Origin of the sequence: Paenarthrobacter sp. NPDC056912 (assembly GCF_042786555.1) — a bacterium.
In the GTDB taxonomy this organism is placed as follows: domain Bacteria; phylum Actinomycetota; class Actinomycetes; order Actinomycetales; family Micrococcaceae; genus Arthrobacter.
In genome coordinates, this window is sequence record NZ_JBHUCD010000002.1 from 1 (window position 1) to 24,788 (window position 24,788).

22 protein-coding genes are annotated in these 24,788 nt (G+C 63.6%); 10 read left to right on the forward strand and 12 right to left on the reverse strand.

Annotated features, from left to right (window positions below; translation table 11 throughout):
- Positions 1–137 precede the first annotated feature (137 nt).
- Positions 138–329 carry a YegP family protein gene (locus ACFRJ9_RS02020; RefSeq protein ID WP_377663879.1) on the reverse strand — a complete coding sequence of 64 codons (192 nt, stop codon included), beginning with the start codon at positions 327–329 and terminating at the stop codon, positions 138–140.
- A 158-nt stretch (positions 330–487) separates the two neighbouring features.
- On the opposite strand from ACFRJ9_RS02020, the gene nboR reads away from it, so the two are divergent.
- The gene (gene nboR, locus ACFRJ9_RS02025; protein ID WP_377663882.1) at positions 488–1,126 is read left to right on the forward strand and encodes a nicotine blue oxidoreductase; all 639 of its coding nucleotides are present in this window, start codon (positions 488–490) and stop codon (positions 1,124–1,126) included.
- 10 nt (positions 1,127–1,136) lie between these two features.
- Positions 1,137–1,604 (forward strand): GNAT family N-acetyltransferase, encoded by a 468-nt coding sequence (locus ACFRJ9_RS02030; protein WP_377663884.1) that lies wholly within the window; start codon positions 1,137–1,139, stop codon positions 1,602–1,604.
- A 48-nt stretch (positions 1,605–1,652) separates the two neighbouring features.
- Here the strand turns inward: ACFRJ9_RS02030 and ACFRJ9_RS02035 are convergent, their stop codons facing one another.
- The 5 genes from ACFRJ9_RS02035 to ACFRJ9_RS02055 all read right to left on the reverse strand — a co-directional run bounded on the left by ACFRJ9_RS02035 (position 1,653) and on the right by ACFRJ9_RS02055 (position 9,004).
- The gene (locus ACFRJ9_RS02035) at positions 1,653–4,460 is read right to left on the reverse strand and encodes a molybdopterin-dependent oxidoreductase (protein WP_377663886.1); all 2,808 of its coding nucleotides are present in this window, start codon (positions 4,458–4,460) and stop codon (positions 1,653–1,655) included.
- Positions 4,450–5,379, reverse strand: a complete 930-nt coding sequence (locus tag ACFRJ9_RS02040) for an FAD binding domain-containing protein (RefSeq protein ID WP_377663888.1) — start codon at positions 5,377–5,379, stop codon at positions 4,450–4,452. The genes ACFRJ9_RS02035 and ACFRJ9_RS02040 overlap by 11 nt, the downstream gene beginning before the upstream one ends.
- Entirely contained in the window at positions 5,370–6,605 is a 1,236-nt protein-coding gene (locus ACFRJ9_RS02045) for an XdhC family protein (protein WP_377663890.1), read from the reverse strand. Before ACFRJ9_RS02045 ends, ACFRJ9_RS02040 begins: the two co-directional genes overlap by 10 nt.
- A 332-nt stretch (positions 6,606–6,937) precedes the next feature.
- The gene (locus ACFRJ9_RS02050; RefSeq protein WP_377664675.1) at positions 6,938–8,494 is read right to left on the reverse strand and encodes an NCS2 family permease; all 1,557 of its coding nucleotides are present in this window, start codon (positions 8,492–8,494) and stop codon (positions 6,938–6,940) included.
- 15 nt (positions 8,495–8,509) lie between these two features.
- Entirely contained in the window at positions 8,510–9,004 is a 495-nt protein-coding gene (locus ACFRJ9_RS02055; RefSeq protein WP_011776019.1) for a nucleoside deaminase, read from the reverse strand.
- A 412-nt stretch (positions 9,005–9,416) separates the two neighbouring features.
- Here ACFRJ9_RS02055 and ACFRJ9_RS02060 point away from each other — a divergent pair, with 412 nt between their 5' ends.
- A complete protein-coding gene (locus tag ACFRJ9_RS02060) occupies positions 9,417–10,772 on the forward strand; it encodes an 8-oxoguanine deaminase (RefSeq protein ID WP_377663892.1) in 1,356 nt (451 codons plus the stop codon).
- Between the two features lie 112 nt (positions 10,773–10,884).
- On the opposite strand, the gene ACFRJ9_RS02065 is transcribed toward ACFRJ9_RS02060, so the two are convergent.
- The 3 genes from ACFRJ9_RS02065 to ACFRJ9_RS02075 all read right to left on the reverse strand — a co-directional run bounded on the left by ACFRJ9_RS02065 (position 10,885) and on the right by ACFRJ9_RS02075 (position 13,841).
- Positions 10,885–11,889 carry a hypothetical protein gene (locus ACFRJ9_RS02065; protein WP_377663894.1) on the reverse strand — a complete coding sequence of 335 codons (1,005 nt, stop codon included), beginning with the start codon at positions 11,887–11,889 and terminating at the stop codon, positions 10,885–10,887.
- Between the two features lie 97 nt (positions 11,890–11,986).
- Positions 11,987–12,478, reverse strand: coding sequence for a hypothetical protein (locus ACFRJ9_RS02070; RefSeq protein ID WP_377663896.1), 492 nt, complete (start codon positions 12,476–12,478; stop codon positions 11,987–11,989).
- Between the two features lie 1,186 nt (positions 12,479–13,664).
- A complete protein-coding gene (locus ACFRJ9_RS02075) occupies positions 13,665–13,841 on the reverse strand; it encodes a hypothetical protein (protein ID WP_377663898.1) in 177 nt (58 codons plus the stop codon).
- 370 nt (positions 13,842–14,211) lie between these two features.
- Here ACFRJ9_RS02075 and pucL point away from each other — a divergent pair, with 370 nt between their 5' ends.
- A complete protein-coding gene (gene pucL, locus ACFRJ9_RS02080; RefSeq protein ID WP_377663900.1) occupies positions 14,212–15,126 on the forward strand; it encodes a factor-independent urate hydroxylase in 915 nt (304 codons plus the stop codon).
- A 177-nt stretch (positions 15,127–15,303) separates the two neighbouring features.
- Positions 15,304–16,812, forward strand: coding sequence for a nucleobase:cation symporter-2 family protein (locus ACFRJ9_RS02085; protein WP_377663902.1), 1,509 nt, complete (start codon positions 15,304–15,306; stop codon positions 16,810–16,812).
- A 128-nt stretch (positions 16,813–16,940) separates the two neighbouring features.
- Here the strand turns inward: ACFRJ9_RS02085 and ACFRJ9_RS02090 are convergent, their stop codons facing one another.
- The gene (locus ACFRJ9_RS02090) at positions 16,941–17,696 is read right to left on the reverse strand and encodes an IclR family transcriptional regulator (protein WP_011776026.1); all 756 of its coding nucleotides are present in this window, start codon (positions 17,694–17,696) and stop codon (positions 16,941–16,943) included.
- A 221-nt stretch (positions 17,697–17,917) separates the two neighbouring features.
- On the opposite strand from ACFRJ9_RS02090, the gene ACFRJ9_RS02095 reads away from it, so the two are divergent.
- The 4 genes from ACFRJ9_RS02095 to ACFRJ9_RS02110 are packed head-to-tail and all read left to right on the forward strand — an operon-like array spanning position 17,918 to position 23,024.
- Positions 17,918–19,318: an NAD-dependent malic enzyme gene (locus ACFRJ9_RS02095; protein ID WP_377663904.1), complete on the forward strand. Its 1,401-nt coding sequence runs from the start codon at positions 17,918–17,920 to the stop codon at positions 19,316–19,318.
- A 16-nt stretch (positions 19,319–19,334) separates the two neighbouring features.
- Complete coding sequence (gene aceB / locus ACFRJ9_RS02100; RefSeq protein WP_377663906.1) at positions 19,335–20,933, forward strand: malate synthase A; 1,599 nt, start codon at positions 19,335–19,337, stop codon at positions 20,931–20,933.
- Position 20,934: 1 nt separating this feature from the next.
- A complete protein-coding gene (locus ACFRJ9_RS02105) occupies positions 20,935–22,197 on the forward strand; it encodes a DUF6986 family protein (protein WP_377663908.1) in 1,263 nt (420 codons plus the stop codon).
- A 14-nt stretch (positions 22,198–22,211) separates the two neighbouring features.
- On the forward strand, positions 22,212–23,024 hold the full coding sequence (locus tag ACFRJ9_RS02110; RefSeq protein ID WP_011776030.1) for a bifunctional allantoicase/(S)-ureidoglycine aminohydrolase: 813 nt from the start codon (positions 22,212–22,214) through the stop codon (positions 23,022–23,024).
- A gap of 82 nt (positions 23,025–23,106) precedes the next feature.
- Here ACFRJ9_RS02110 and ACFRJ9_RS02115 read toward each other — a convergent pair whose 3' ends face one another.
- Positions 23,107–23,421: an MmcQ/YjbR family DNA-binding protein gene (locus tag ACFRJ9_RS02115; RefSeq protein ID WP_377663910.1), complete on the reverse strand. Its 315-nt coding sequence runs from the start codon at positions 23,419–23,421 to the stop codon at positions 23,107–23,109.
- A 69-nt stretch (positions 23,422–23,490) separates the two neighbouring features.
- Here ACFRJ9_RS02115 and ACFRJ9_RS02120 point away from each other — a divergent pair, with 69 nt between their 5' ends.
- The gene (locus ACFRJ9_RS02120; RefSeq protein WP_377663912.1) at positions 23,491–23,850 is read left to right on the forward strand and encodes a VOC family protein; all 360 of its coding nucleotides are present in this window, start codon (positions 23,491–23,493) and stop codon (positions 23,848–23,850) included.
- Positions 23,851–23,865: 15 nt separating this feature from the next.
- On the opposite strand, the gene ACFRJ9_RS02125 is transcribed toward ACFRJ9_RS02120, so the two are convergent.
- Positions 23,866–24,786 carry a carbohydrate ABC transporter permease gene (locus ACFRJ9_RS02125; protein ID WP_377663914.1) on the reverse strand — a complete coding sequence of 307 codons (921 nt, stop codon included), beginning with the start codon at positions 24,784–24,786 and terminating at the stop codon, positions 23,866–23,868.
- Between the last annotated feature and the right edge of the window lie 2 nt (positions 24,787–24,788).

The following is a 24,788-nucleotide window of genomic DNA, read 5'->3' on the forward strand; positions in this document are numbered from 1 at the left end:
ACTGCTGTACGACCACGCCGGAACCACGGGCGTTGCTGGCGGCGCCGCATTGTAAACCAGCGCAAAACCGACTTTTGGCGGCTGTGTTCGTGAAGAACACTGCCGCCAACTGTCATTTGCCGGGAAACCGGAGATGCTCAGGTACCCAGGTTCCTCCGGTCGACTACGAAACCTGTTGCCGCGTTTTCGCGGACTGCGTTGATGCCTGCTACTACGGCATTGAGATTTGGGAACTGTGGCGACACTGCCACTACTGTGCCGTCCTCGGCTGTGAGCCGGAATCGGAATGAGTTAGTACCTGCTTTGAGAATCTCGAAACTGCCCGCCATTTTCCCCTGTCCTCACGCGTCGTTGCGTACCCGAGCTGACTTCATAACTCTCCACCGACCCTAACGGCCAACTTCGTCCATCAAAAGCCCTACTGATGGGTAATTTGCAACCGATATCGGTAGATCTCTTCGAAACCATCCAAGGAGCTAGAGACCGCATGCAACCCCGCGCGTATCGTGAGGATATGACTGACTCCGGCATGGCCCCTGTTACGGGCGTGCTGCTCGCTGCGGGCGCTGGCACGCGGTTGGGCCGTGGCCCCAAAGCGCTGCTCCCCTTCCGCGGCCGCACGCTGGTGGAAGTCCTCGCCGACACCCTTTTCGACGGCGGCTGCCGCGAGGTTGTGGTGGTGCTCGGCGCCGAGGCGGACAACGTTCGCCGCAGCACCGACCTCGGTACTCACGTCGTCGTGGAGAACGACAACTGGGCAAAAGGAATGGCGGGATCGTTCCGCGCCGGCATCGACGCCGCAACGGCAGGCAACAGCATCATGGTGGCGCTGGTGGACCAGCCCGGATTAACCCCGACGGCGGTCAGCAGGTTGCTGGGCAGCCACCGTCCCGGTCGGGTCACCGCAGCCGCCTACCCTGATGAGTCAGGCCACCTGAAGCGCAGGCACCCGGTGATTTTCGACGTCGGGCTCCGCCAGCAAGCCGCGGAAGCGGCCAATGGCGACACCGGCGCGAGGTCGTTCCTGAAGGCCCATCCGGGGCTGGTGGACCTGGTGGATTGCAGCGACCTCTGCTCGGGCGAGGACCTGGACACGAAGGATCAGCTGCACCTGCTGGAAGGGTAAATTGGGGTCCATGTTCCGCATTTCCCCTGATGATCCAGCGCGCCCTGATGTCCACCAGCTCCTCAGTGAACACTTGGCTGACATGTTCGCGACTTCCCCGGCTGAGAGCGTGCATGCGCTGGACCACTCGGCGTTGTCGCACGAGTCCATCACGTTCTGGACAGCCCGCGAGGACGGCGTGCTGTTGGGATGCGGTGCGTTGAAGATGCTCTCCGATGGCCATGCCGAGATCAAGTCCATGCGCACCACAGCCAGTGCACGCGGGCGCGGCGTGGCGACACTGATGCTGGAGCACATCGTGGCCGAAGCAGGACGTCTGGGTTATGACCGGGTGAGTCTGGAGACCGGCACCGAGGAGTACTTCGCCCCCGCGCGCCGGCTGTACGCCAGGCACGGCTTCACGGAGTGCCCGCCGTTTGGTGACTACACCCTGGACCCGCACAGTGTGTTCATGGAACTCGCCGTTTCACCCAAGTAGCTGGCATTGGTGGTTGTTCCCAGGGCTGGGAACAACCACTAATGCGGGTCAGTTGGGGATGAGGGTGCGGTCGCGGAGGGCAAGGTAGATCTTGTCCCGAGCGATGGGGAGCTCACCGAATCGGATGCCCGTCGCGTTGCGGATGGCGTTGGCCAAAGCGGGTGCCACGGGGTTGAACGGGCTCTCGCTCATGGACTTGGCGCCGAGGGGGCCGGTGGAGTCGTTGGTAGTGGCAAAGTAGACCTCGCTCCTGGGCACGTCCGCGAACGATGGAATGTGGTACTGCCGCAGGATGTCCGTGGTGACGCGTCCGGCGTCGTCCACTTTGACTTCCTCGTACAGCACAGCGCCGAGCGCCTGGGCGATACCGCCCTCGATCTGCCCACGGCACTGCCGCGGATTCACCACTACACCCGCGTCCGCTGCCTGGACACTCTGCAGGATCCGTAGCTCGCCCGTGCCGGTATTGACCGCAACGCGGAAGCCGTGCACGTTGAACGCCACGGACCGCGGCGTTCCTCCCCAGTTTCCTTCGGCGGCGAGCTGGACACCCTGGTGCCGGGCGGCGTCGTAAATCTCGTTCAACGGCACGGTTCGCACCCCGCCCACCACAACGCCGCCGTCTACCAGCACGCATTCGTTTTCCGGAACGCCTGCCAGCACGGCGGCAACCGCACGGAGACGGGAAGCGAGTTCGACGGCGGCCGCGAGAGTAGCCTTGCCCGCCACCACGGTCCCGGCCGAGCCGAACGCACCGGTGTCGTGGGACACGAGATCCGTATCTGACTGGCGGACGGCCACGTTGGACGCTGTGCTGGCCAGCGCGGTGGCCGCCAGTTGCGCGTGAACCGTCGTGGTGCCGTTGCCGAACTCTGCCGTACCGACGTCGACGGCGAACCTGCCGTCCGCTTCAAGGCTCACCCGGGAGTGGGCGAAGTGGCCGCGCGGCGGAACGGTGTCGATCATGGAGAGCGCCGCCCCTTCGCCGGTGACCCAGTCCGCGCCAAGGTCATCGAGGCCTGCTGCCCGGTAGCGCTCCTTGCCCCGGTCCAAGGCGTCCCGCACCAAAGCCACACACTGGTCAAGGCCGTAGCTTCCGTAGTGGACGTCTTCCTCGGGTTCCGGGTGGGTGGAGACCATATCGTCGCCGGGCCGGACCATGTTGTTGAGCCGGAACTCCAAAGGATCCATGCCAATGCCCACCGCGAGCTCGTCCATGCCGGACTCGATCGCGAAGATCATCTGGCTCAGACCATAGCCACGGAAGGCGCCGGCGGGAACGGTGTTGGTGTAGACGGCCTGCGCATCCACCTTCTTGTTGGCGCACTTGTACAGGGCCAGGGATTCACCGCAGCCGTGGAACATGACGCCCGGGGCGTGGTTCCCGTAGGCACCAGTGTTGGTGACCACCTCGACCTGCAGTGCCGTCAGATGTCCGTCCCTGCTGGCTCCGGCTTTGAGCTTGATGGTGAAAGGGTGCCGGGTGGTGGTGGCGGTGAACTGTTCGGTGCGGGTGAACTCCACCTGCACCGGGCGCCGGAGCTTCAGGGTGGCCAAGGCAACGAGGTCCTCGGTGAGAACTTCCTGCTTGCCTCCGAAACCACCGCCCACCCTTCCGGCCACCACACGGATGCGGTCCTCGGGCAGATCGAACACCCGGCCCAACGTGCGCCGGACCAAGAACGGAACCTGCGTGGACGAGCGGACCACCAATCGGTCTTCTTCATCCAGCCAGGCAATGGAGGAGTGCGTTTCCATGGCGACGTGCTGGACCCGCTGCGTCTGGTAGGTGTGCTCGTGGATGAAGTCGGAGTTTGCAAAACCGTCGCTGACACTGCCCAGTTCCGTGTGGACCTCGGCGATCACGTTTTGCTGGGGACGCGAAATCCGGGCCGTTTCGCCGTCCTTCTCGCCGTGAATTGCCGGAGCTCCGGGCAGCAGTGCGTCGTGGGGACTGAAGACGGCGTCGAGCACCTCGTATTCCACGGCCAGCGCGCGCGTTCCCGCTTCAGCGGCACCTACGGATTCAGCGACAACGGCGGCAACACGCTGCCCGATGAAGCGCACCACGTCGTCGAACACGCGGGTGTCGTCGGGGTCATCGGTGTAGAGCTCGTGTTGGGCGGTGGAGAACAGTTGGGCCGGTGCGTCCTGGTGAGTGAACACAGCCACGACCCCGGGGACCGCCAGCGCTGCCGTTGCGTCAATAGAGACGATCCGGGCGTGCGCGTGGGGTGAACGCAGGAGCTTGAGGTGGAGCAGGCCAGGGAGTTGTTCAGCCGGGACATCCAAGGTGTACCGGGCGGTTCCCGTGACGATTGCCTGGCCGGCGGGGGCGGGTACGTTGTCCCCCAGCTGGCCGGGTGTGGCATCCCCGGCGGGTGACTTTTCCTGCGAAACGTCAGCTCCGGCGTCGTGCTTGTGATCTCCGCCGTGACCACACACGGCGTCCGCGATAGAGCGGTAACCGGTGCAGCGGCACAGGTTACCCTTCAGGCTGCGGGGCAGGTTGGCGCGTTGCTCGTCGTCGAACGTGGCTGCCGTCATCATCATCCCGGCGGTGCAGAAGCCGCATTGGAAACCCTGCCCCTCCAGGAACTGCTCCTGCACAGGGTGGAGTTCCCCGTCCTTGGACAGGCCCTCGATGGTGGTGACCGCTTTGCCCTCGGCGCGGACGGCGGGGTAGATGCAGCTGTGGACGGGCGTGCCGTCGACGTGGACGGTGCAGGCACCGCAGTCGCCGCCGTCGCAACCTTTCTTGACGCCGAAGTTGCCCTGTTCCCGGAGGAAAGTGCGGAGGCACTGGCCGGGACGGGGTGTGGCCTGCGTGGCAGCGCCGTTGATCTCAATTGCCATGGGAGGCCTCCTTCTGCGGGGTGGCGGGCTGGGCGGACGGCTGGGGAGATGTTGCATGCGGGGGCCAAAAGTCGCCGGACACGTTCATCGATTCGCCCAGCAACTCGGCCCGGATTTCCTCGGCCAGCCGGAAGGTCATATCGCGACGCCACGCCGGAAGGCCGTGGATGTCGTCGTGGTACAGCGGCCAGGGAATGGAATTCCCGACGGCGTCAGCCAGGGTCCCGGCGTCGGGAACCTGCCCGGCGGGGAACCTTAGCTGCACCGGGCGTTTGGTGGACGCGGTCACCGTGATGACCAGGCCGCCGTCGGGGTCCAGACGACCGATCAGCAAAACGCCGGAGCGGCCGAGGTTGCTGAGGGACAGTCGCCGGAAGGCGACCCTCGCCGAGAGTGCCTCGGCGGGGAGGTGGATGCTGCGCAGCAACTCCCCCGGTGCCAGGACAGTCTGCATGTCTCCTGTCACGAAGTCGGCCACAGGGACGGTTCGGCTGGTGCCGTCCGGGCTCAGGATGGTGGCAAGGGCATCGAGTCCTGCGCAGAGCGATGTCATGGGTCCTGCAGGCAAACCCGTACAGATGTTGCCGCCCACCGTGGACATGTTCCAGATCTTGAAGGACGCCACAAAGGAGTCGCAGGACGGGCGGATCAGGGCGAGCCCGGGCCACTCACGGTTGGCTGCTTCAGCGGTTTGCGGCAAGGCGTAGAGCTCGGCAACCGTGCAGGTCGCGGCAAGTTCGATGCCCTGGTCAGTGACCGTGATGGCTGGCCAATCCGCTTGGCCGAGGTCAAGGAGCCGTGTCAGGACGGTGCTCCCGTAGGAGAAGAGGACCGTGCCTCCGGCGAGCCAGGCATCGCCGTCGCGCCATTGCGCAGGGTCCGTGGTGGGGACCACGGCCTCGATGGTGTTCATGTCCATGGGTCCTCCTGAGTGAGGTGTTGACGTACTGAATGGATCGGTCCGGAGACGTCCTTGAGGGATGGGAAACCAGGTGCGCCGGGTGTTTTGTGGATTGGAGCACCACGCTCCGCGATGATCTCGGCCGTGATGGACACCGCGACTTCCGCGGGAGTTACGGCGCCGAGGTCCAGCCCGATGGGTGAATGCAGGCGTTCCAAGGATTCCGGGGGCGTACCGGCATCGAGCAGGGCATCCACCCGCTGGCGGTGGCTGCGACGGGAACCCATCGCGCCAACGTACGCCAGGTTCAACCGGAGGGCGCTTTCAAGCAAGGGGATGTCGAACTTGGGGTCGTGGGTCAGGATGCACACCACAGTTCGGGCATCGATACGGCCTGCCGCTGCCTCCGATTCGAGGTACCGGTGCGGCCAGTCGGTGACCACTTGGTCGGCTCCAGCGAAGCGGCTCTGCTGGGCAAACGCTGCTCGGGCGTCGCACAGGGTGACGTCATAGCCGAGCAGTTGCCCTGCGGGGAGCAGGGCTGCGCCGAAGTCGTTGGCGCCGAAGACCAGCATTCGTGCGGCCGGCAGGCGGCTTTCAACGAACAAGGTGATGGGTTCGGGCTGGGTTTCCTCCCGCGGGGGCAGGGCCAGCCTCTCGGTAGTGACCCAGCCATCGATGCAGCCCTCGGGTGCAGCCAGGCGGACCAAGCCGGCGCGGCCACCTTGGAGGAGTGGTTCGACCTGCGCTGCGGCCGCGAAGAGTGTGGCGGGGTGGTCTCCCACCAGTTTTGCCAGTTCCTCCGATTCCATGGCGCGGAACCGCACGGGATCATTGACCACCACCACTCCCCCACCGGCGTCGAGCCGCCGGATCAACGCTGTAGGGCGTTGTGTTTGAGCAAACACGGAAAGTTCGGGTGCGCCTGCCGTGAGCGGCTGGATGTGGACTTCCAGCTCCCCTCCACAGGTGAGTCCGACGGCGAACGCGTCCTCGGAACTGTAGCCGAAGGACTCGAGGCGAGGGCCGCCGTCGCGCATTGCTTCCAGGGCCGCCTCAACGACGGCGCCTTCCACGCAACCTCCGGACAAACTGCCCAGGATTTCGCCATGTTCGGAGACCATCATGGAGGTCCCCATGGGCCGCGGCACGGAGCCGCCCGTCCCTACGATCGTGGCCACAGCACACAGTTGGCCGGAGACCGCAGGCCGCCAGCTGCCCAGTGAAGGCATCAGATCCAGCATGGCAACACATCCTTATTCCAGGTGTCCCGGCCGGGTGGCCCGGCCGGAGCAGTGCGCGATCTTGCCTCATATTCTCATTTCCAGAGGATGTTGAGGGGTAGTCGCGGCTTATCAGTAAAAGTTCAATCAGCAAGAGTTCATAGGAACGGGGGCAAGGGCTTCATCTCCCTGCCCCCGTTCCCTGACGGAGCGTCGGAACCCGGCCGCCGCCCGCCGTCGTGCCTGTTCATCAGGGACGACGACGGCGGACGCCTATTCCTGCGGTGGGTTCCGACGGACCGTCGATCGGAGTGCCGGAAACAAGACCCGCCGGCGCGGGGTGGGGCTCCGGGCTAGACGCCCATCAAAGCGTTGATGGGGCCACGGGCGAAGTAGATGATGAAGCCCGCAGTCACTACCCACATGAGCGGGTGGACCTTCTTGGCCTTGCCCGACGCCGCGCTGATGATGGCGAAGGAGATGAACCCGACGCCGATTCCGTTGGCGATGGAGTAGGTCAGCGGCATGGTCACGATGGTCAAGAACGCCGGCAGTGCAATGGAGAACTTGGTGAACTTGATTTCGCGGATCTGCGCCATCATCATCGCGCCCACCACAACCAGTGCCGCAGCAGCGACTTCCAGCGGCACCACCGAGGTGAGCGGGGTGAAGAACATCGAGCCAAGGAACAGCAGGCCGGTGACCACGGAGGCCAGGCCGGTACGGGCGCCTTCGCCGATGCCCGCTGCGGAGTCGATGTACACGGTGTTGGACGACCCGGAGGTAGCGCCACCCACCACTGCGCCCATGCCTTCAACGATGAAGGCGGACTTCAGCTTGGGGAACGTACCGTCCTTGTGTGCCACGCCTGCGCTCTTGGCCAGGCCGGTCATGGTGCCCATGGCGTCGAAGAAGTTGGTGAACACCAACGTGAAGACCAACATGGTGGCAGCCAGGCCGCCGATCCTTGCGAACGAGCCGAAGAGATCGAACTGGCCCACCAGGCTCAGGTCCGGGACAGAGACCAGCTGGCTCGACAGGATGGGCACGTTGAGGTGCCAGCCGCCGGGGTTGTCAGCGGTGCCCGGACCGATGTGGAAGATGGCCTCGACAACGGCGGCGAGAACGGTGGTGGCGACGATGCCGATCAGCAGGCCGCCTTGGATCTTGCGTGCCACGAGGATGCCCATGGCCAGCAATCCGATGATAAAGACAAGGGTGGGGATGGAGGTGATGGAACCATCATTGCCGAGCTGGACCGGCGGGCCGCCTGCCGTGGGGCGGACAAAGCCGGAGTCAACGAAGCCGATGAAGGCAATGAACAGACCGATGCCAACGGTGATGGCGGCCTTGAGTTCCTTGGGGACTGCCTTAAAGATCGCCGTCCGGGCGCCGGTGGCACCGAACAGGACGATCAGGATGCCGTTGATGACCACCAGGCCCATGGCTTCTGGCCACGTGACTTCCTGGATGACCGCGACGGCGAGGAAGGAGTTGATGCCCAGGCCCGCTGCGAGGCCGAAGGGCAGGTTGGCGACGAGGCCGAAAATGATGGTCATGACGCCGGCGGTGAGGCCGGTGACGGCGCCCACCTGTGCTGCCGAGAGCCAGCCGCCGGCGACGTCGGTCGGGGCGTTTTCCGCCGAGAAGCCACCCAGGATGAGCGGATTCAGGATGACGATGTACGCCATGGTGAAGAACGTGACCAGACCACCGCGGAATTCGCGGGCCAACGTAGAGCCACGCTTGGAGATCTGGAAGAACTTGTCCAGGAAGGAGTTCGACACCGGGGGCGTTTTGTTGCCATCTGCCAGGCCGGTTGCCGTGTGCTTTGCCGCTGTGGGCTCTGCGCCGTCTCCTTGGGGAAAGAGCGCAGCCTGCTTTTCAGCGGAATTGTCCAGGATTGTCATGTCAGCCACCGGGCCCTAGTAATCAATCCTGGAATCAAGCGTGTTCCATGTGTTGAACGGCTGGAGGGCCTCCGGAGCCTGGGGGTCGCCCAGTTCCAGCTTGGCTACCGGCATCAGCGCGTCCCGGTTGTCGTTCTCGAAGTACTCGTAGAAGACGGCGTCGTCGAAGCCGACGGATGCGGCGTCGTGACGGTCTGCGGCAAAGAACACGCGGTCAACGCGTGCCCAGAGTGCGGAGGCCAGGCACATGGGGCAAGGCTCGCAGCTGGTGTAGAGGGTTGCTCCGCTCAGGTCGAAGGTTCCCAGTTCGCGGCAGGCGTTACGGATGGCCGTGACTTCTGCGTGTGCGGTGGGATCGTTCGTGGCGGTAACGCGGTTGACGCCTTCGAAGGCTCGTCCGTCCGCGGTGACAATGACGGCGCCGAAGGGGCCCCCACTGTTGAGGACATTGGCTGTTGCCAGCTCAATGGATGTGGCCAGGAATTGCTCGGCCGTGACGGTTGTACTCATGTTGCGACTTCCTTAGTGCTGTGGAAGCCGGGTGACCGTTCGGGGGCGCTACAAAAAGGAGCTCCAGTTAGCTTGGTTACCAGGCTTCAGCATGTGCGATGAAGGTTAAGTTGCGCCTGGTAGATAGCTTCCCGAGGTCCGGGTGCCCGCCTTTGGCAGTTAGAGCGTAGCACCGGATTTGTGAGCCGCGCCATAGTTTTTTGAAAATTTAATTTCGTCATACGAAATTAGTCACTCGGGGTGGGTGTCAACCTTATGTGACCGCGACGCGCCCGCGGGCGTTGACTGCCGCCGTCGAGCATTTTACGCTTTTGGGACTGGACCGCGCTCTGGCGGCCCGGCAACCTGGATCAGCAGACAGGGCCTAACTGAGCTGGAACGCATAAATGCCGACCAGACAAGGAACCCCCTCATGTCGCAATCCCCTACCCGGCTCTGGATCAAGAATCCTCTGGGAATCTTCACCGCAAACGACCTCGACGCCGGCGGCGGCCTGGTAGTTTCCGACGGGAAAATCATAGAGCTGGTGCCTTCGGGCGGGCAGCCCTCGTCTCCTGCCTCCGTGTTCGACGCCTCCGGGCACGTGGTCCTCCCCGGACTCATCAACACGCACCACCACTTCTACCAAACCCTCACCCGAGCCTGGGGACCCGTGGCCAACGCGCCGCTGTTCCCGTGGCTGCAGAATCTCTACCCCGTGTGGGCGCGACTGACTCCCCGAAGCCTTGAGCTCGCCGTGCAGGTTGCGCTGGCCGAATTGCTGCTCTCCGGCTGCACCACTGCCGCCGACCACCACTACCTCTTCCCCGACGGCATGGAAGATGCGATCGATATCGAGGTGGCTGCTGTACGCGCCATGGGCATGCGGGCCACTTTGACCCGCGGATCCATGACGCTCGGAGAGGACGACGGCGGGCTGCCGCCCCGGACCACGGTCCAGTCGCCTGAGGCGATCCTTGCGGACAGCGAACGGCTCATCCGCAAGTACCACGAAACCGGCGATGGGGCTGTTGTGCAGATCGCTCTTGCCCCGTGTTCGCCGTTCTCCGTGACCAAGGAAATCATGGCCGAGAGCGCCGCCATGGCCGAACGCTTCGACGTCAGGCTCCACACCCACCTTGCCGAAACCATCGACGAAGAAGACTTCTGCCAATCCATGTTCGGTTTGCGGACCGTGGACTATCTGGAATCGGTGGGCTGGTTGGGCAACCGGACCTGGCTTGGACACGGCATCCACTTCAACGACGAGGAGATCGCCAGGCTGGGAGCCGCGGGCACCGCCGTCGCGCATTGCCCCACGTCCAACATGCGGCTCGCTTCCGGCACCGCGCGCGTCCTGGAACTCGAGGCAGCGGGTGTTCCCGTGGGGCTGGGAGTGGACGGATCGGCGTCGAACGATGCTTCCAACATGATCCTCGAAGCCCGGCAGGCACTGTATTTGCAGCGGCTCCGCTATGGCGCATCCGTTCCCGTGGAGCGGGCTCTTGGCTGGGCAACGCGCGGATCCGCCGCGGTTCTGGGTCGTTCCGACATCGGGCAACTGGCTCCGGGTTTGCAGGCTGACTTGGCCATGTTCAAGCCCGACGAGCTGCGGTTCTCGGGCAGCCACGACCCCGTTGCTGCCTTGCTGCTCTGCGGCGCAGACCGTGCCGACCGGGTGATGGTTGGTGGGGCCTGGCGGGTAGTGGACGGCGCGATTCCCGGGCTGGACGTGGCCGGGCTGATCGCTGAGCACTCTGCGGCCGCGCGGAAGCTGGTGGCTGGGTAGGTTCTGCCCCTTCCTCCTCCTCGCTGCGACGAAATCGCCGGAACGCGTCCATTTCGCATGGAACGTTCCGGCGATTTCGCGCTTTTCCGGCGATTTCGAAAGCGTCAGTCCGTTAGATCCTGACCTTGTAGACGTGATGCGTGTACTCGTTGGCGAACGAATCCGTGAACTTACCGCCCTGGACGGTGAGGGTGCGCCCCTCGCCCACGACCTCCACCTGCGTGCCAGTGATTCCGGCCGGGAGGGTGAACGTCTTGGAGCCCGTAGTGCCGTTCACGCCGATGCCTGCGAAAAGGTAGGCATTGCCGTCCTTGGCTTTCAGCATGGTGTCCGTACCTGCGGCGCCCGCGTTCCACACATAGCTTTGCGTGTTGAGGACAGGTGCCAGGGCCTGAATACCAGCGAGGGCAGTCTTGATCTTCGCCTTCCGATCAGCCGGTGCCTGGACCAGGGAGTAGGTCCCGAAACCAGACTGGCCGTTGTTGTTGTGCTGGAAGATGCTGATCCCGCGGGCCTCGTGGATGATGCCGGACCACATGGCGCCCTCCATCTGTTCAGGCGTGATGGTCCGGTCGTTGGAGGCGTTCAGGAACGGCTTGGCCGACTCAACGAAAATCCAGTTAGGGTGAATGCCCGGTGCTGACTGGAATTTCCGCATCTGGTCCAGCTGCCAGCCGTAGGCCGCTGACGTGGCGGTCTTTGCACCCTGCGGCCATCCCGGGGTCCGGTTCAGCTCGTCTTGGAGGTCCGCGCGGGCGTACATGTAGTTATCCACGGATGCCGCGTCAACCGCGGCCATGAAATCGTCCATCACACCGGGCGCCCAGTACGTGTCCAGGATGCCCTTGGAATAGTTGGCGAAAGCGAACCTGCCGTCGTTGAAGGCACGGATCTGGGCCACCTTGTTCTTCATCTGCTGAAGATTCTGAGCATATGTGGAACCGTTGCAGCCCAAACCGAGCATGTCGCACTCGTCGTAGGTGTCCCAGCCGACGACTCCCGTATTGCTGCCTACTTCCGCGCGTGACCACTCTGTGCCAGCGATGACCAGCATCCCGGTATTCGTAATGGACGCCATCGTGGACCCGTCGTGCTCGGCGTTCTGATAGACGTTCACCCCGATGTCCTTCAGCTGAGCGGCGTGCTCAGGTTTGCCGTAGTAAACGCTGACCGGGAACAGGTTGGGGTTGTTGAGCTTGGCCGCACCCGGGAACTTAGCCCAATAGGCGGGGCCTCCATCCCACGGAATCCTGGCCAGGTTCGCAAGGGTTCCGGTGCCGGAAGTGGGGGTGGGGGTAGGGGTTGGGGTTGCAGTGGGTGTGGGGGTTGCGGTGGGTGTGGGGGTTGCGGTGGGTGTGGGGGTTGCAGTTGTCGCACTCGGCGTCGGCGTCGGCGTCGCAGTTCGAGTAGACGTCGGTGTCGGTGTCGGGGTCGGACTTGCAGTCGTCGCAGTGGGCGACGGGGTCGGCGTTGCAGTACGCGTCGACGTCGGGGTCGGTGTCGGCGTCGGTGTCGCAGTACGCGTTGACGTCGGGGTCGGCGACGGCGTCGCAGTACGCGTCGACGTCGGGGTCGGGGTCGGTGTCGGCGTTGCAGTACGCGTCGAGGTCGGTGTGGGCGACGACGTCGGGATTGCGGTTGTCGCGCTGGGCGACGGAGTTGGTGCCGTAGCGGTTGTTGACGGTGTCGGTGTCGGCGTTGTACACCCTGCAAGAGCCAGCGCGATCACCGCCCCAAGCATTGAGACCTTGAGTTTCATAACGTGTGTTCCTTAGGGGTAGCAGCCAGATTGCAGCTGCTGCGGCGCCGGATCCCCACGCCCGGCTCTCTTTGTCACCTGCCAAAGCAGGGATATAAGCCGAGGTATCAATCCCGGCACGGGCTCGATGACGAGCGTCTGTTTTTACTCGACATGCTGCGTTGCGACGCGTGCGGAACGTATTGCCCGGCGCCATCGAGCGAGCAAGCGCAACCCGTCAGTCAGGGCCGCAACGACCTTGAAGACCCAGAGGGTGGCCGTCAGCCCAGCTTACGTGAAGCCCTCAGTACCCTGCCGATTGTTACGCAGATCACAATGCGCGATTTCGATGGCTTGCTGCGCACTGGGCCGTTCATTCGGCATTGCCTACAACAGGGCGTCGAATTGGGGTTCTCCACATAGCGCAATCCGGGCCTTTCCATGCGCCAGGGCGCGTTCGAGGCTTATCCCATGACGAAAATAGACCGAGGCGAACTCCCTGCGGGGATGGATTTATGGCGAACCAGCGAGCTCCACGAGCCGAGTTTGAACAACAGGAAAATTGCCGCCTTGATACGGGCAGGCAAGCTGATTCGCCTGCGCCGTGGCTGCTACATCCGCGGGCAGTACGTGGATAGCCCAAAAGCCATGGGTTCGCAGCCGGCAACTGCTTGCCGCTCACGCCCATGGGACGCTCACGACGTCGTCCGGCGGCTTGGTCTACAGCCACACCTCAGCCGCACGACTCCACGGATTGTTCCTGCGGGACTCTGATGACCGGGCACATGTCACCACCCGGTCAACCGCGTCGAGCACATCCCACGGGCTCGATTTCGTGCCCCTGGGATCTACCAGGAAAGGCAGCGCGAAAAGGCACTCATGGCTGGAAGTTCATGCGGATCACATGGCCACACTTATTCAGGGAGCAGGAGTTCAAGATGTCAGTTCTGCGAGTCCTGCAGGGCGCAGGCTAGTTCCCGATTCGGGGGCTTGCTGCACGCTGAACCGTGCGCACGGCACGGACTGCAGCAAGGCATCGAATCGGGAGCAAGCACAGAGGAGCAAGCACAGAAAGGCGGGCAGCACCTCCCCAGGTACCACCCGCCTCTTTGGCTCTGTTGCGCAGAGTCCGCGCCCGTAGATGCAGGAAGATCCTAGGGGCGCTGCCGGCCGAACACCGGGAGCGCGCGAAGCCAGCGGGAGAATCCGCCGGCTTTGCGGTCACAGTCGGCCGGAATGTAGAAGTCGGGATCTGTAGCACCGAACGGCAGGTACAGCTCCTGACCGGGTGCCGGGAATTCCACGACGCGGTTCGTATCCTTCGGGTCCATCTGTTCCTCCTCTTTCAAGCGCATCCAGTTTCCGTACTTCGGAAAACTTTTATTGTTATGTGGAAAGTGTAGGTGGCGGCGAAACGAAGCGTCAAGACCCTCTTGGGGGGAGCAGGAGTTGCCCCGGTCACATTTGGATGGTTCATAACGATCTTCCGGAACCCGTATACACAAGCCGTTTTTGTGAGCTACTCTCGAATGAGTTCGTGGCGTACGTCACGTAACCTGAGAGCAGCAGGCAGGGTCGTAATGAGCTGGCATCCATGGATGCTGGCTCTTTTTTGTTGGGTCGGCTCCACCAGAAACGCAGTGGAAACACGCGCTTAATTTCATTGATGGAACGTAGGTTCCACCTCACAGAAGTTGGGATATGACCATGAGCAACAACATCGTCCTCGGCGAAAACCAGTACGGCAAAGCAGAAGTCCGCGTCGTCAAGGTCACTCGGGATACTGACCGCCACCACATCGAAGACCTGAACGTCACCTCGCAGCTGCGGGGCGATTTCCAGGCCGCACACCTCAAAGGCGACAACGGCCACGTGGTTGCCACCGACACCCAGAAGAACACGGTTTACGCTTTCGCACGTGAAGGCATCGGCTCCCCCGAGTCCTTCCTCCTGCGCCTTGCAGACCACTTCACCGGCGGTTTCGACTGGGTCACCGGCGGGCGCTGGGAAGCCGAGGCCTACAGCTGGGATCGCATCCAGGCCCACGGCGAGGGACACGACCACAGCTTCGTCCGCAACGGACAAGAGGTGCGTACCGCCGTCGTCGTCCGTGATGGCGCAACCACCCACGTCATTTCCGGCCTCAAGGACCTGACCGTCCTGAAGACCACGGAGTCCGGTTTTGTCGGCTACCCGCGCGACAAGTACACCACCCTCCCGGAGACCACGGATCGCATCCTGGCCACCGATGTCTCAGCCCGCTGGCGCTACAACACCAACCTTGATGTTGCCGGCACCGATTTCAACAAGAGCTACGAAGACATCAAGGCACTCCTGCTGGAAGGCTTCACCGAGAACTACTCCCACGCCTTGCAGCAGACGCTGTTCGACATGGGCAAGAAGGTCCTCGAAGCACACAGCGAAGTGGCCGAAATCAAGTTCTCCATGCCCAACAAGCACCACTTCCTGGTTGACCTGAGCCCGTTCGGCCTGGACAACCCCAACGAGGTCTTCTTCGCCGCGGACCGCCCGTACGGCCTCATCGAAGCAACCGTCCAGCGCGAGAACATCGAAGCTGCACCTGTTGCATGGAGCGGCATCGCCGGCTTCTGCTAGGCCTGCACCTAAACCGCAGTAAGAACGCACCACCAACGGATTTGTGTGCAGGTCCCGCCAACGGCGCCCATTAAAGGCCGGACCTGCACACAAACCCAACCCCAAAAACCAAAGATTTTGTTAGCCAGACACAGTTAGCCAGACGAAGACGTCTGCCATGAACCCAGAAAGTCTGCCATGAACATCAAAAAGAAATCCCGCCCCGCGAATACCACCTCTTCGCAGAAGCATCAGCCCGAACGCCCTGAGGACAAGCGCCTTTCCATTGGAAGCACCTTCGCATACGGTTTCCAGCACGTCCTCACCATGTACGGCGGAATCATCGCCCCGCCCCTGATCATCGGCGCAGCCGCGGGCATGTCCTCGCAGGACATCGGCCTGCTCATCGCGGCGTGCCTGTTCGTCGGAGGCCTGGCCACCATCCTTCAGACCATTGGCATTCCGTTCTTCGGATCGCAGCTTCCCCTGGTCCAAGGTGTTTCCTTCGCCGGCGTTTCCACCATGGTGGCCATCGTCCAAGGCGGTGGCGGCATCCAAGCGGTGTTCGGCTCGGTGATCGTGGCGTCCCTGATTGGTTTGGCGATCACTCCCCTTTTCTCCAAGATCATCAAATTCTTCCCGCCGGTGGTCACCGGCACAGTCATCACCACCATTGGCCTGACGCTGATGCCGGTGGCCGCAAACTGGGCCATGGGCGGCAACGCCAAGGCTGACAACTACGGCAGCATGGCCAACATCGGCCTCGCAGCGGCAACCATGGGCGTCGTGCTCCTCCTGAGCAAGGTTGGCAACGCCGCAATCTCCCGGCTCTCCATCCTGCTGGCCATGGTCATCGGCACCATCATCGCGCTGGTGGCAGGCATGGCTGACTTCTCCAAGGTTGGCCAGGGCGACATCGTCGCTTTCCCCACCCCGTTCGCCTTCGGTGCACCCACCTTCGAAATCGCAGCCATCGTCTCCATGCTGATCGTCATCCTGGTCACCCTGACCGAGACCTCAGCCGACATCATCGCCGTTGGCGAGATCGTGGACACCAAAGTGGACTCCCGCCGCATCGGCGACGGCCTCCGCGCAGACATGCTCTCCAGCGCCATCTCACCGCTTTTCAACTCCTTCACGCAGAGCGCCTTCGCCCAGAACGTGGGCCTCGTGGCCATCACGGGCATCAAGAGCCGTTTCGTGGTCAGCGCCGGCGGCCTCATCCTGGTGGTGCTCGGCTTGCTGCCGATCCTGGGCCGGGTTGTCGCAGCGGTTCCGACGCCCGTCCTGGGCGGCGCCGGCGTCGTGCTCTTCGGTACGGTGGCAGCCAGCGGTATCCGGACACTGGCCAAGGTTGAATACAAGAACAACATGAACCTGATCATCGTGGCGGCTTCGATCGGCTTCGGCATGATCCCCATCGCCGCCCCGAAGTTCTACGACCAGTTCCCGTCCTGGTTCTCCACGATCTTCCACTCCGGCATCAGCTCGGCAGCCGTCATGGCCATCCTGCTGAACATCCTCTTCAACCACTTCAAGGCCGGCAACTCGGACAACCAGTCGGTGTTCGTCGCGGGCACCGACCGGATCGTTAGCGAAGAGGACATCAAGTGCCTGAGCGAAGGCGACCGGTTCGAGAACGGCAAGTTGATCGACGCAGAAGGCAAGGAAGTCCCGCTCAAGACCTCCAGCGCGTCAGAGCACTAGCACCCTTCCGCAGATGACAGGCGGCAGTGTTTCCTTGGGGGACACTGCCGCCTTTTGTCGGCTCAACGAGATGACAAAAGATGGCAATGTTCCTGGGGAACATTGCCATCAAATGCCAACTCGGCGGATCAGTTCTGGTTCAGCTCCGCGGAGATGGCCATGGCTGCTTCGCGCAGCATGGGCACGGCACGGTCGGCGAAGCTCTGGTCCACGCGCGTGATGGGGCCGGAGACGGAGATTGCCGTGGGCGTGGGCGCGTTGGGGACGGCCATCGCGAAGCAGCGCACGCCGAGCTCCTGCTCTTCCTCGTCAATGGAGTAGCCACGTTCGCGGATGAGCTTGAGGTCAGCGAGCAGGGAGTCGATGTCGCCGATGCTCTTGGCCGTGGGAGTGGGCATGCCGGTGCGGGCCACTATGCCGCGGACAACCTCGTCGTCCAGCTGGGCGAGGATGGCTTTGCCCACGCCGGTATCGTGCGTGTGGGCGCGGCGGCCGACTTCGGTGAACATGCGCATGGAGTGCATGGACGGGACCTGCGCGACGTAGATGACCATGTCGGAGTCGAGCACGGCCATGTTGGAGGTCTCCCCGAGGCGTTCGACCAGGGTCTTCAACTGTGGACGCGCCACGGCACCGAGCTGCTTGCTGGCGCCTTCGCCGAGCCGGATCAGGCGCGGGCCCAGGGCGTAGCGGCGGTTGGGCAGCTGACGGATGTAACCCAGGGACACCAAGGTCCTCAAAAGGCGATGGATGGTGGGCAAGGGCAAGTCAGTGGATGACGAGAGCTCGCTCAGGGTGACGTCGCCACCTGCATCCGTGATCAGTTCCAGCAGTTCAAAGACGCGCTCAACGGACTGCACGCCTCCGGAGGCTTTTTCAGCCATTCCCTTGTCTCCAATGACTCAGATTCCGACAACTCTTATCCACATCGTGAAAAGAATTGCTTAGAACACCCAACATACAGCACAGCGCGCACCTGCGCGACGACACCGAACATGACCAAGTAGGGGGTTGTGTTTCCACTTTGTAGATAATAATATCCATAATACGAAAACATTCAGTTTGGAACGGCGGCCCGGGAACGGGCCTAACAGGAGGAATTTCAATGGCGAATCCGAGCCCCGGAAACTCGATCACCCTGCGCGTCGCCGCACCGTCGAGCTTCACCGCTACCAGCGAACTGGCAGCAGCCGTCGGCGCAGCCGGTGCAGCAATCACCGCGCTGGACGTCACGGAATCCCACCACGAGACGATCGTTGTTGACGTCACCTGCAACACCACCGACGACGACCACGCAGCCCGCGTGAAGGACGCCCTGAATGCCCTCGACGGCGTCAAGGTCCAGCACGTTTCCGACCGCACCTTCCTGATGCACCTCGGCGGCAAGCTCGAGGTCGTCCCCAAAGTAGCCCTGCGCAACCGCGACGATCTGTCGCGTGCCTACACTCCCGGCGTCGCACGTGTATGCATGGCGATCGCAGAGGACCCGGCCGCTGCCCGCAACCTGACGGTCAAGCGCAACACCATCGCCGTCCTCACCGACGGCTCGGCTGTCCTGGGCCTGGGCAACATCGGTCCCGCCGCTGCCCTGCCGGTCATGGAAGGCAAGGCCGCGCTGTTCAAGCAGTTCGCGAACGTGGACGCCTGGCCGGTCTGCCTGGACACCCAGGACACCGAAGAAATCATCATGATCGCCAAGGCCATGGCACCGGTCTACGGCGGCATCAACCTCGAAGACATCGCCGCACCGCGTTGCTTCGAAATCGAGAACCGCCTCCGCGAAGAACTGGACATCCCGGTGTTCCACGACGACCAGCACGGCACCGCGATCGTCACGCTCGCTGCCCTGGTCAACGCCCTCCGCGTGGTGGACAAGAAGCTGTCCGAAGTGAAGATCGTGGTTTCGGGCGTGGGCGCTGCCGGCTCCGCCATCATCCAGCTCCTCAAGGCCCAGGGTGCCCAGCACATCATCGCCGCAGGCCGCTCCGGCGCCATCCACTCCGGCGAGGAATACAACGACGAACACCGCAGCTGGATCGCAGCGAACACCAACGAAGAAGGCTTCTCCGGAACCCTGCACGACGCCCTCAAGGGAGCGGACGTCTTCATCGGTGTCAGCGCCCCGCACGTGATCGGCGAAGAGCAGGTTGCTTCGATGGCCGAGGACGCGATCGTGTTCGCCATGGCCAACCCCACGCCGGAGATCGACCCGGTCATCGCTTCCAAGCACGCAGCGGTGGTGGCGACGGGTCGCAGCGACTTCCCGAACCAGATCAACAACGTGCTAGCCTTCCCGGGCTTCTTCCGGGGCCTGCTGGACGCCGGAGCATCGGACATCACGCCGAACATGCTGGTGGCCGCAGCCGAGGCAATCGCCAACCGGGTAGCTGACGATGAGCTGAACGCGAGTTACATTATCCCCAGCGTCTTCGATCCCCATGTTGCCGCCGATGTGGCCAGTGCCGTAGCAGCAGCTGCGCACGCCAACGCCGCCAGCGCACTCTAGAAAAGGACACCGCCAAATGGCTATCACAGTCACTGATCCCCGGCCGATCGATCGCGCCGAGGAAATCCTCACCCCCAAGGCACTGGCCTTCATCGAGGAGCTGCACAAGCGCTTCGCCGGCACCCGCAACGAGCTGCTGCAGGCACGCGGCGTCAAGCGCCAGAAGGTTGCCGACACCAGCCGCCTGGACTTCCTTCCGGAGACCCAGGACATCCGCGACGGCGACTGGAAGGTCGCTGAGGCACCGGCAGCTTTGCAGGACCGCCGCGTTGAGATGACCGGCCCGGCAACTCCGGCCAAGATGGCCATCAACGCCCTGAACTCCGGCGCCAAGGTGTGGCTCGCGGACCTCGAAGATGCCAGCACGCCCACGTGGCCCAACGTCATCGACGCCATCCTCAACCTCCGCGACGCCGCCCAGGGAACCCTGAGCTACACCTCGCCCGAGGGCAAGGAATACCGCCTCCGCACGGACGCTCCCCTGGCTGTCGTTGTTGCCCGCCCCCGCGGCTGGCACATGGAGGAACGGCACCTGCTGATCGACGGCGAACCCGCCGTGGGTGCGTTGGTGGACTTCGGCCTGCACTTCTTCCACATCGCCAAGCAGTTGCTCCTGAACGGCCAGGGCCCGTACTACTACCTGCCCAAGATGGAGAGCCACCTGGAGGCACGCCTCTGGAACGACGTCTTCGTCTACGCGCAGGACTTCCTCGGCATCCCGCAGGGCAGCGTGCGCGCCACCGTGCTCATCGAGACCATCCCGGCAGCGTTCGAAATGGACGAGATCCTCTACGAACTGCGTGACCACGCCTCGGGCCTTAACGCCGGTCGCTGGGACTACCTCTTCAGCATCATCAAGTACTTCCGTGATGCCGGTGAAGAGTTCGTCCTCCCGGACCGCGCCACCGTTGCCATGACGGCACCGTTCATGCGGGCCTACACCGAACTCCTGGTCAAGACCTGCCACAAGCGCGGCGCCTTCGCCATGGGTGGCATGGCCGCCGTCATTCCGAACCGCAAGCAGCCCGATGTCACCGCCGCAGCCTTCGACAAGGTCCGCGCCGACAAGACCCGCGAGGCAAACGATGGCTTCGATGGCTCCTGGGTGGCACACCCGGACCTCGTCCCCACCTGCCGCGAAGTCTTCGATTCCGTACTGGGCGACCGTCCCAACCAGTTGGACAAGCAGCGCCCCGAGGTGAACGTCACCGCTGAGCAGCTGATCGACGTCGCGTCGGCCGAAGGCCACGTCACCGAGGCGGGCCTGCGCCTGAACCTGTACGTCGCCGTCGCCTACACGGGCGTGTGGATCTCCGGCAGCGGCGCAGTTGCCATCCACAACCTCATGGAAGACGCTGCAACTGCGGAGATCTCCCGCTCGCAGGTGTGGCAGCAGATCCGCAACAAGTCCGTCCTCGCTGACACGGGCAACACCGTGACCCGCGAACTCGTCACCCGAATCCTGGGCGAAGAAACCGAGCGCCTGCGCATCGAGTTCGGCGACGAGAACTTCAAGGCGTACTACGAGCCTGCGTCCAAGCTGATCGAGGACATCTGTCTGTCCGACGATTACACGGACTTCCTCACCACGCCCGCGTATGAGCTGGTGGGCTGAGATGGGCTCATTCTCTTCCTCTGACCTGGCCCGCATCGAGTCGCAGCTGGAGGCGACGGACCAGTTGCTGGACCGCAACTACCCCGGCGACGACGGCTCCCGCCAGCCCATCCACACCGTCTACATCCCGGCTGACCGCTTCACGCCCACGTTCGTGGCAGATTGGGGCACCCAGGCACTGGCGACGGCGGAAGCCCACGGCGGCCTCGAAAAGCTCGGTCAGCTGTTGGGCCAGGAGCCCGACCTCGCTGCCGCGGTTGCTTCCCGTGTGACGGCGAAGCTTTCTTCCGAGCCAATCGAAGACCTCCGCTTGGACTTCGAAGACGGCTACGGTGACCGCGGCGATGCGGCAGAAGACGCCGACGCCGTTGCTGCCGCCAACGCCGTTGCCGCTGCAGTTGCAGCCGGGACCGCTCCGCCGTTCATCGGCATCCGTTTCAAGTGCTTCGAGGCCCCCACGCGGGCCCGCGGCCTGAAGACCCTGGACCTGTTCGTCTCCACGTTGGCTGCGGCCGGCGAGCTCCCTGCCGGTTTGATCCTCACCCTGCCCAAGGTCACCACGGTGGCCCAGGTCCAGGCCATGGACTACGCAGTGTCCAGGTTGGAGGAAGTCCACGGGCTGCCCGCTGGCCGGCTTCGCTTTGAGGTGCAGGTGGAAACGCCGCAGCTCATCATCGGTGCGGACGGGACCTCGCCCGTAGCCCAGCTCCCCCACATTGTTCCGGGCCGTATCAGCGCCCTGCACTACGGGACGTACGACTACAGCGCTTCGCTGGGAATCTCCGCGGAGTACCAGTCCATGGAGCACCCTGTGGCGGACTTCGCCAAGGAAGTCATGCAACTGGCAGTGGCCGGAACGGGCATCCGCCTCTCCGACGGTTCCACCAACATCATCCCCGTGGGCGATGGCGTGGAAGATGCATGGAAGCTGCACGGCCGGTTGGTCCGCCGCTCCCTGGAAAACGGCTACTACCAAGGCTGGGATCTCCACGCCGCCCAGCTGCCCAGCCGCTTCTCGGCGTCGCACGCCTTCTACCGCGAAGGCCTGCCCGCCGCGGCTCTTCGTCTCCGCAACTACGTGGAACGCACTGAAGGCGGCGTCATGGACGAGCCCGCCACCGCCCGCGCGCTTGCCGGCTTCGTCCTCCGCGGCGTCCAATGCGGCGCAGTGGGGACCGACGAGGTCAAGGCGCTTGCCGGCGTCGAACTTTCACAGCTGACCGCACTGGCGCACCCGCGGCTCGCACAACCAACTTCGCACTGATAGGAGCATCTCGCATGGGCAAGTACTACTACCCGCAGGGCGGCCTGCCGCCGCAGACCCAACTGACCACCGAACGGGCCATCGTCACCGAGGCTTACACGGTGATCCCCAAGGGCGTCATGACGGACATCGTCACCAGCAACCTGCCGGGATTCTCCAACACGCGTTCGTGGATCATCGCGCGGCCGATCTCCGGCTTTGCCACCACGTTCTCCCAGCTGATCGTTGAGATCGCGCCGGGAGGCGGGGCTCCCAAGGCCGAGTTCGAGGCCGGCGTTGAAGGCGTCATCTTCGTGACCAAGGGCCAGGTCAACCTCACCCTCGACGGCGAACTGCACCACCTCGAAGAGGGCGGCTACGCCTACCTGGCTGCAGGCGCGGAGTGGGGCCTGGAGAACGTCTCGGACGACATCGTCTCCTTCCACTGGATCCGCAAGGCCTACGAGCGCCTTGAAGGCTTCGAAGCCAAGTCGTTCGTCACCAACGAGAAGGACGTGGAGCCCACCTCCATGCCGGACACGGACGACGTCTGGAAGACCACCCGCTTCACGGACTCCAGCGACCTCGCACACGACATGCAGGTCAACATCGTCACCTTCCAGCCCGGTGGCGTGATCCCCTTCCCGGAGACCCACGTCATGGAGCACGGCCTGTACGTCCTGGAGGGCAAGGCCATGTACTTGCTCAACAACGACTGGGTTGAGGTGGAGGCCGGCGACTTCATGTGGCTGCGCGCGTTCTGCCCGCAGGCCTGCTACGCGGGTGGGCCGGGCGAGTTCCGCTACCTGCTGTACAAGGACATGAACCGCCAGGTGAAGCTCACCTAGTCTTTACCGCTTGCGCCGAGATCGCCGGAAAGCTGCCAGTTCGCTGGCAAGCTTCCGGCGATTTCGCGCGTTTCCGGCGAACTCAGCGACGGCGGCCGGGGGCGCCGGCGATCCTGTACGACTCCTGCAGCAGTTCGTCGAGCTCGTCCATGTCGATCCCCTCCAGCCGGATCAGCAGCAGCTTGGGGGATTGCTCGTGATGCGGCGTCCAGAAATAGGTATCCGGTTCCATGGCTGCGAGCGCTTCGCGTTCATCGGTCTTGACGGTGACAACCCCGTCTTCCCAGATGCGTGCCATGAGGGTCTTGGCGAACCACGCCGGCTGCCCCCAGCTTAAGCGTTCGCTGACGCCCGGCATGTCCAGGCAGATTCTCCTGACGTCCTCTTCGGTGGCCATGGTTCACTGTGGCATTGGGGCTCGCCCAAGGACAAGACATGCCGGGCAACCCGCAGTTAGGCTGGTCGGATGTTGAGCATCGGCAGCACTGTCCTCGGGGTGAACGATATGGGCCGCGCCACCACGTTCTGGCACGAAGCATTGGGCTACGTCCCACGCGAACCAGGCGATGACACCTGGGTGATCCTGGTACCGGCGTCCGGGCCAGGGCCCCAACTCGCCCTCATGCTCAGCGAAACACCAGTACAGGACCACCCCCGCACCCACCTGGATCTCTATGCCGATGACCAGGCCGCCGAGATCGCCCGGCTCATTGAGCTCGGCGCCCAATACGTCGACTGGGACCTGTACCCGGAAGATCCGGACTTCGTGGTCCTCGCGGACCCTGACGGCAACCGCTTCTGCATCATCGACAAGAGCCCGCGGTAGCGCCGGCGTCGAGGGCTACTTGCCCATGCCGAGCGTGAGTCCTTCCGTCAGTCGCCGGCCCAGCCAGACGTAGATGACGAGCATCGGCAAGACCACGATCACGAGCCCGGCGAACAGTCCGCCCCAGTCAGCCCCGGAATACGTCTGCTGCTGCACGAACGAAATCAGGGCTACGGGCAGCGTGTACTTCTCGGTGGACTGCAGGAGTGTCAGTGCCAACAATGTCTCGTTCCAATGCGAGATGACCTGCAGGATGAAGGCTGTGAGGATGCCTCCCTTCGCCAGGGGAAGGGTGATCCGCCAGAACGTGCCGAACGCCGTGGTCCCGTCCAGGGCCGCAGCTTCTTCCATTTCCAACGGGAGGGAGCGGAAGAACGCGGTCAGCAGGAAGACCGTGAACGGCATGGAGACGCCGATGTACACGAGGTTCAACCCGATGATGCTGTCCGTGAGGTACACCTTGTTGAGCATGACGAAGAGCGGGATCAGGATGACCTGCGCGGGAATTCCCAGGCCCAGGATGAAGTACAGGCTCAGTCCCCGGGTCAGCTTGTTGTCCACGCGGCTCAGGTAGTACGAGCACGGTGCTGCGATGGCCACCGTCAGGACTGAAGAGACCACAGTGGTCAGCAGGCTGTTCCACGTTGCGACGGCGAAGTCGCCCACCGTCCAGGCGCGGACAAAGTTCCCGAAGTCCAAGGACGTGGGCACGCCCCAGGGGTCATCCAGGATGGCTCGGGTGTCCCTGAAGGCCTGAGCCACCATCCACACCAGGGCTGCGATGCTGATGGCGACAACCAGCCATAGCAGTGTGACTCCAATTCCCCGGAGGACGCTGCGTTCCCCGCGCAAAGCCGGGCTTGTCCCCCGCCCGGACTGTCGACGTCGGGAACGTGGCCGGGAACCGACGGGTGCAAGCAGTTTGTATTCGCTCATGA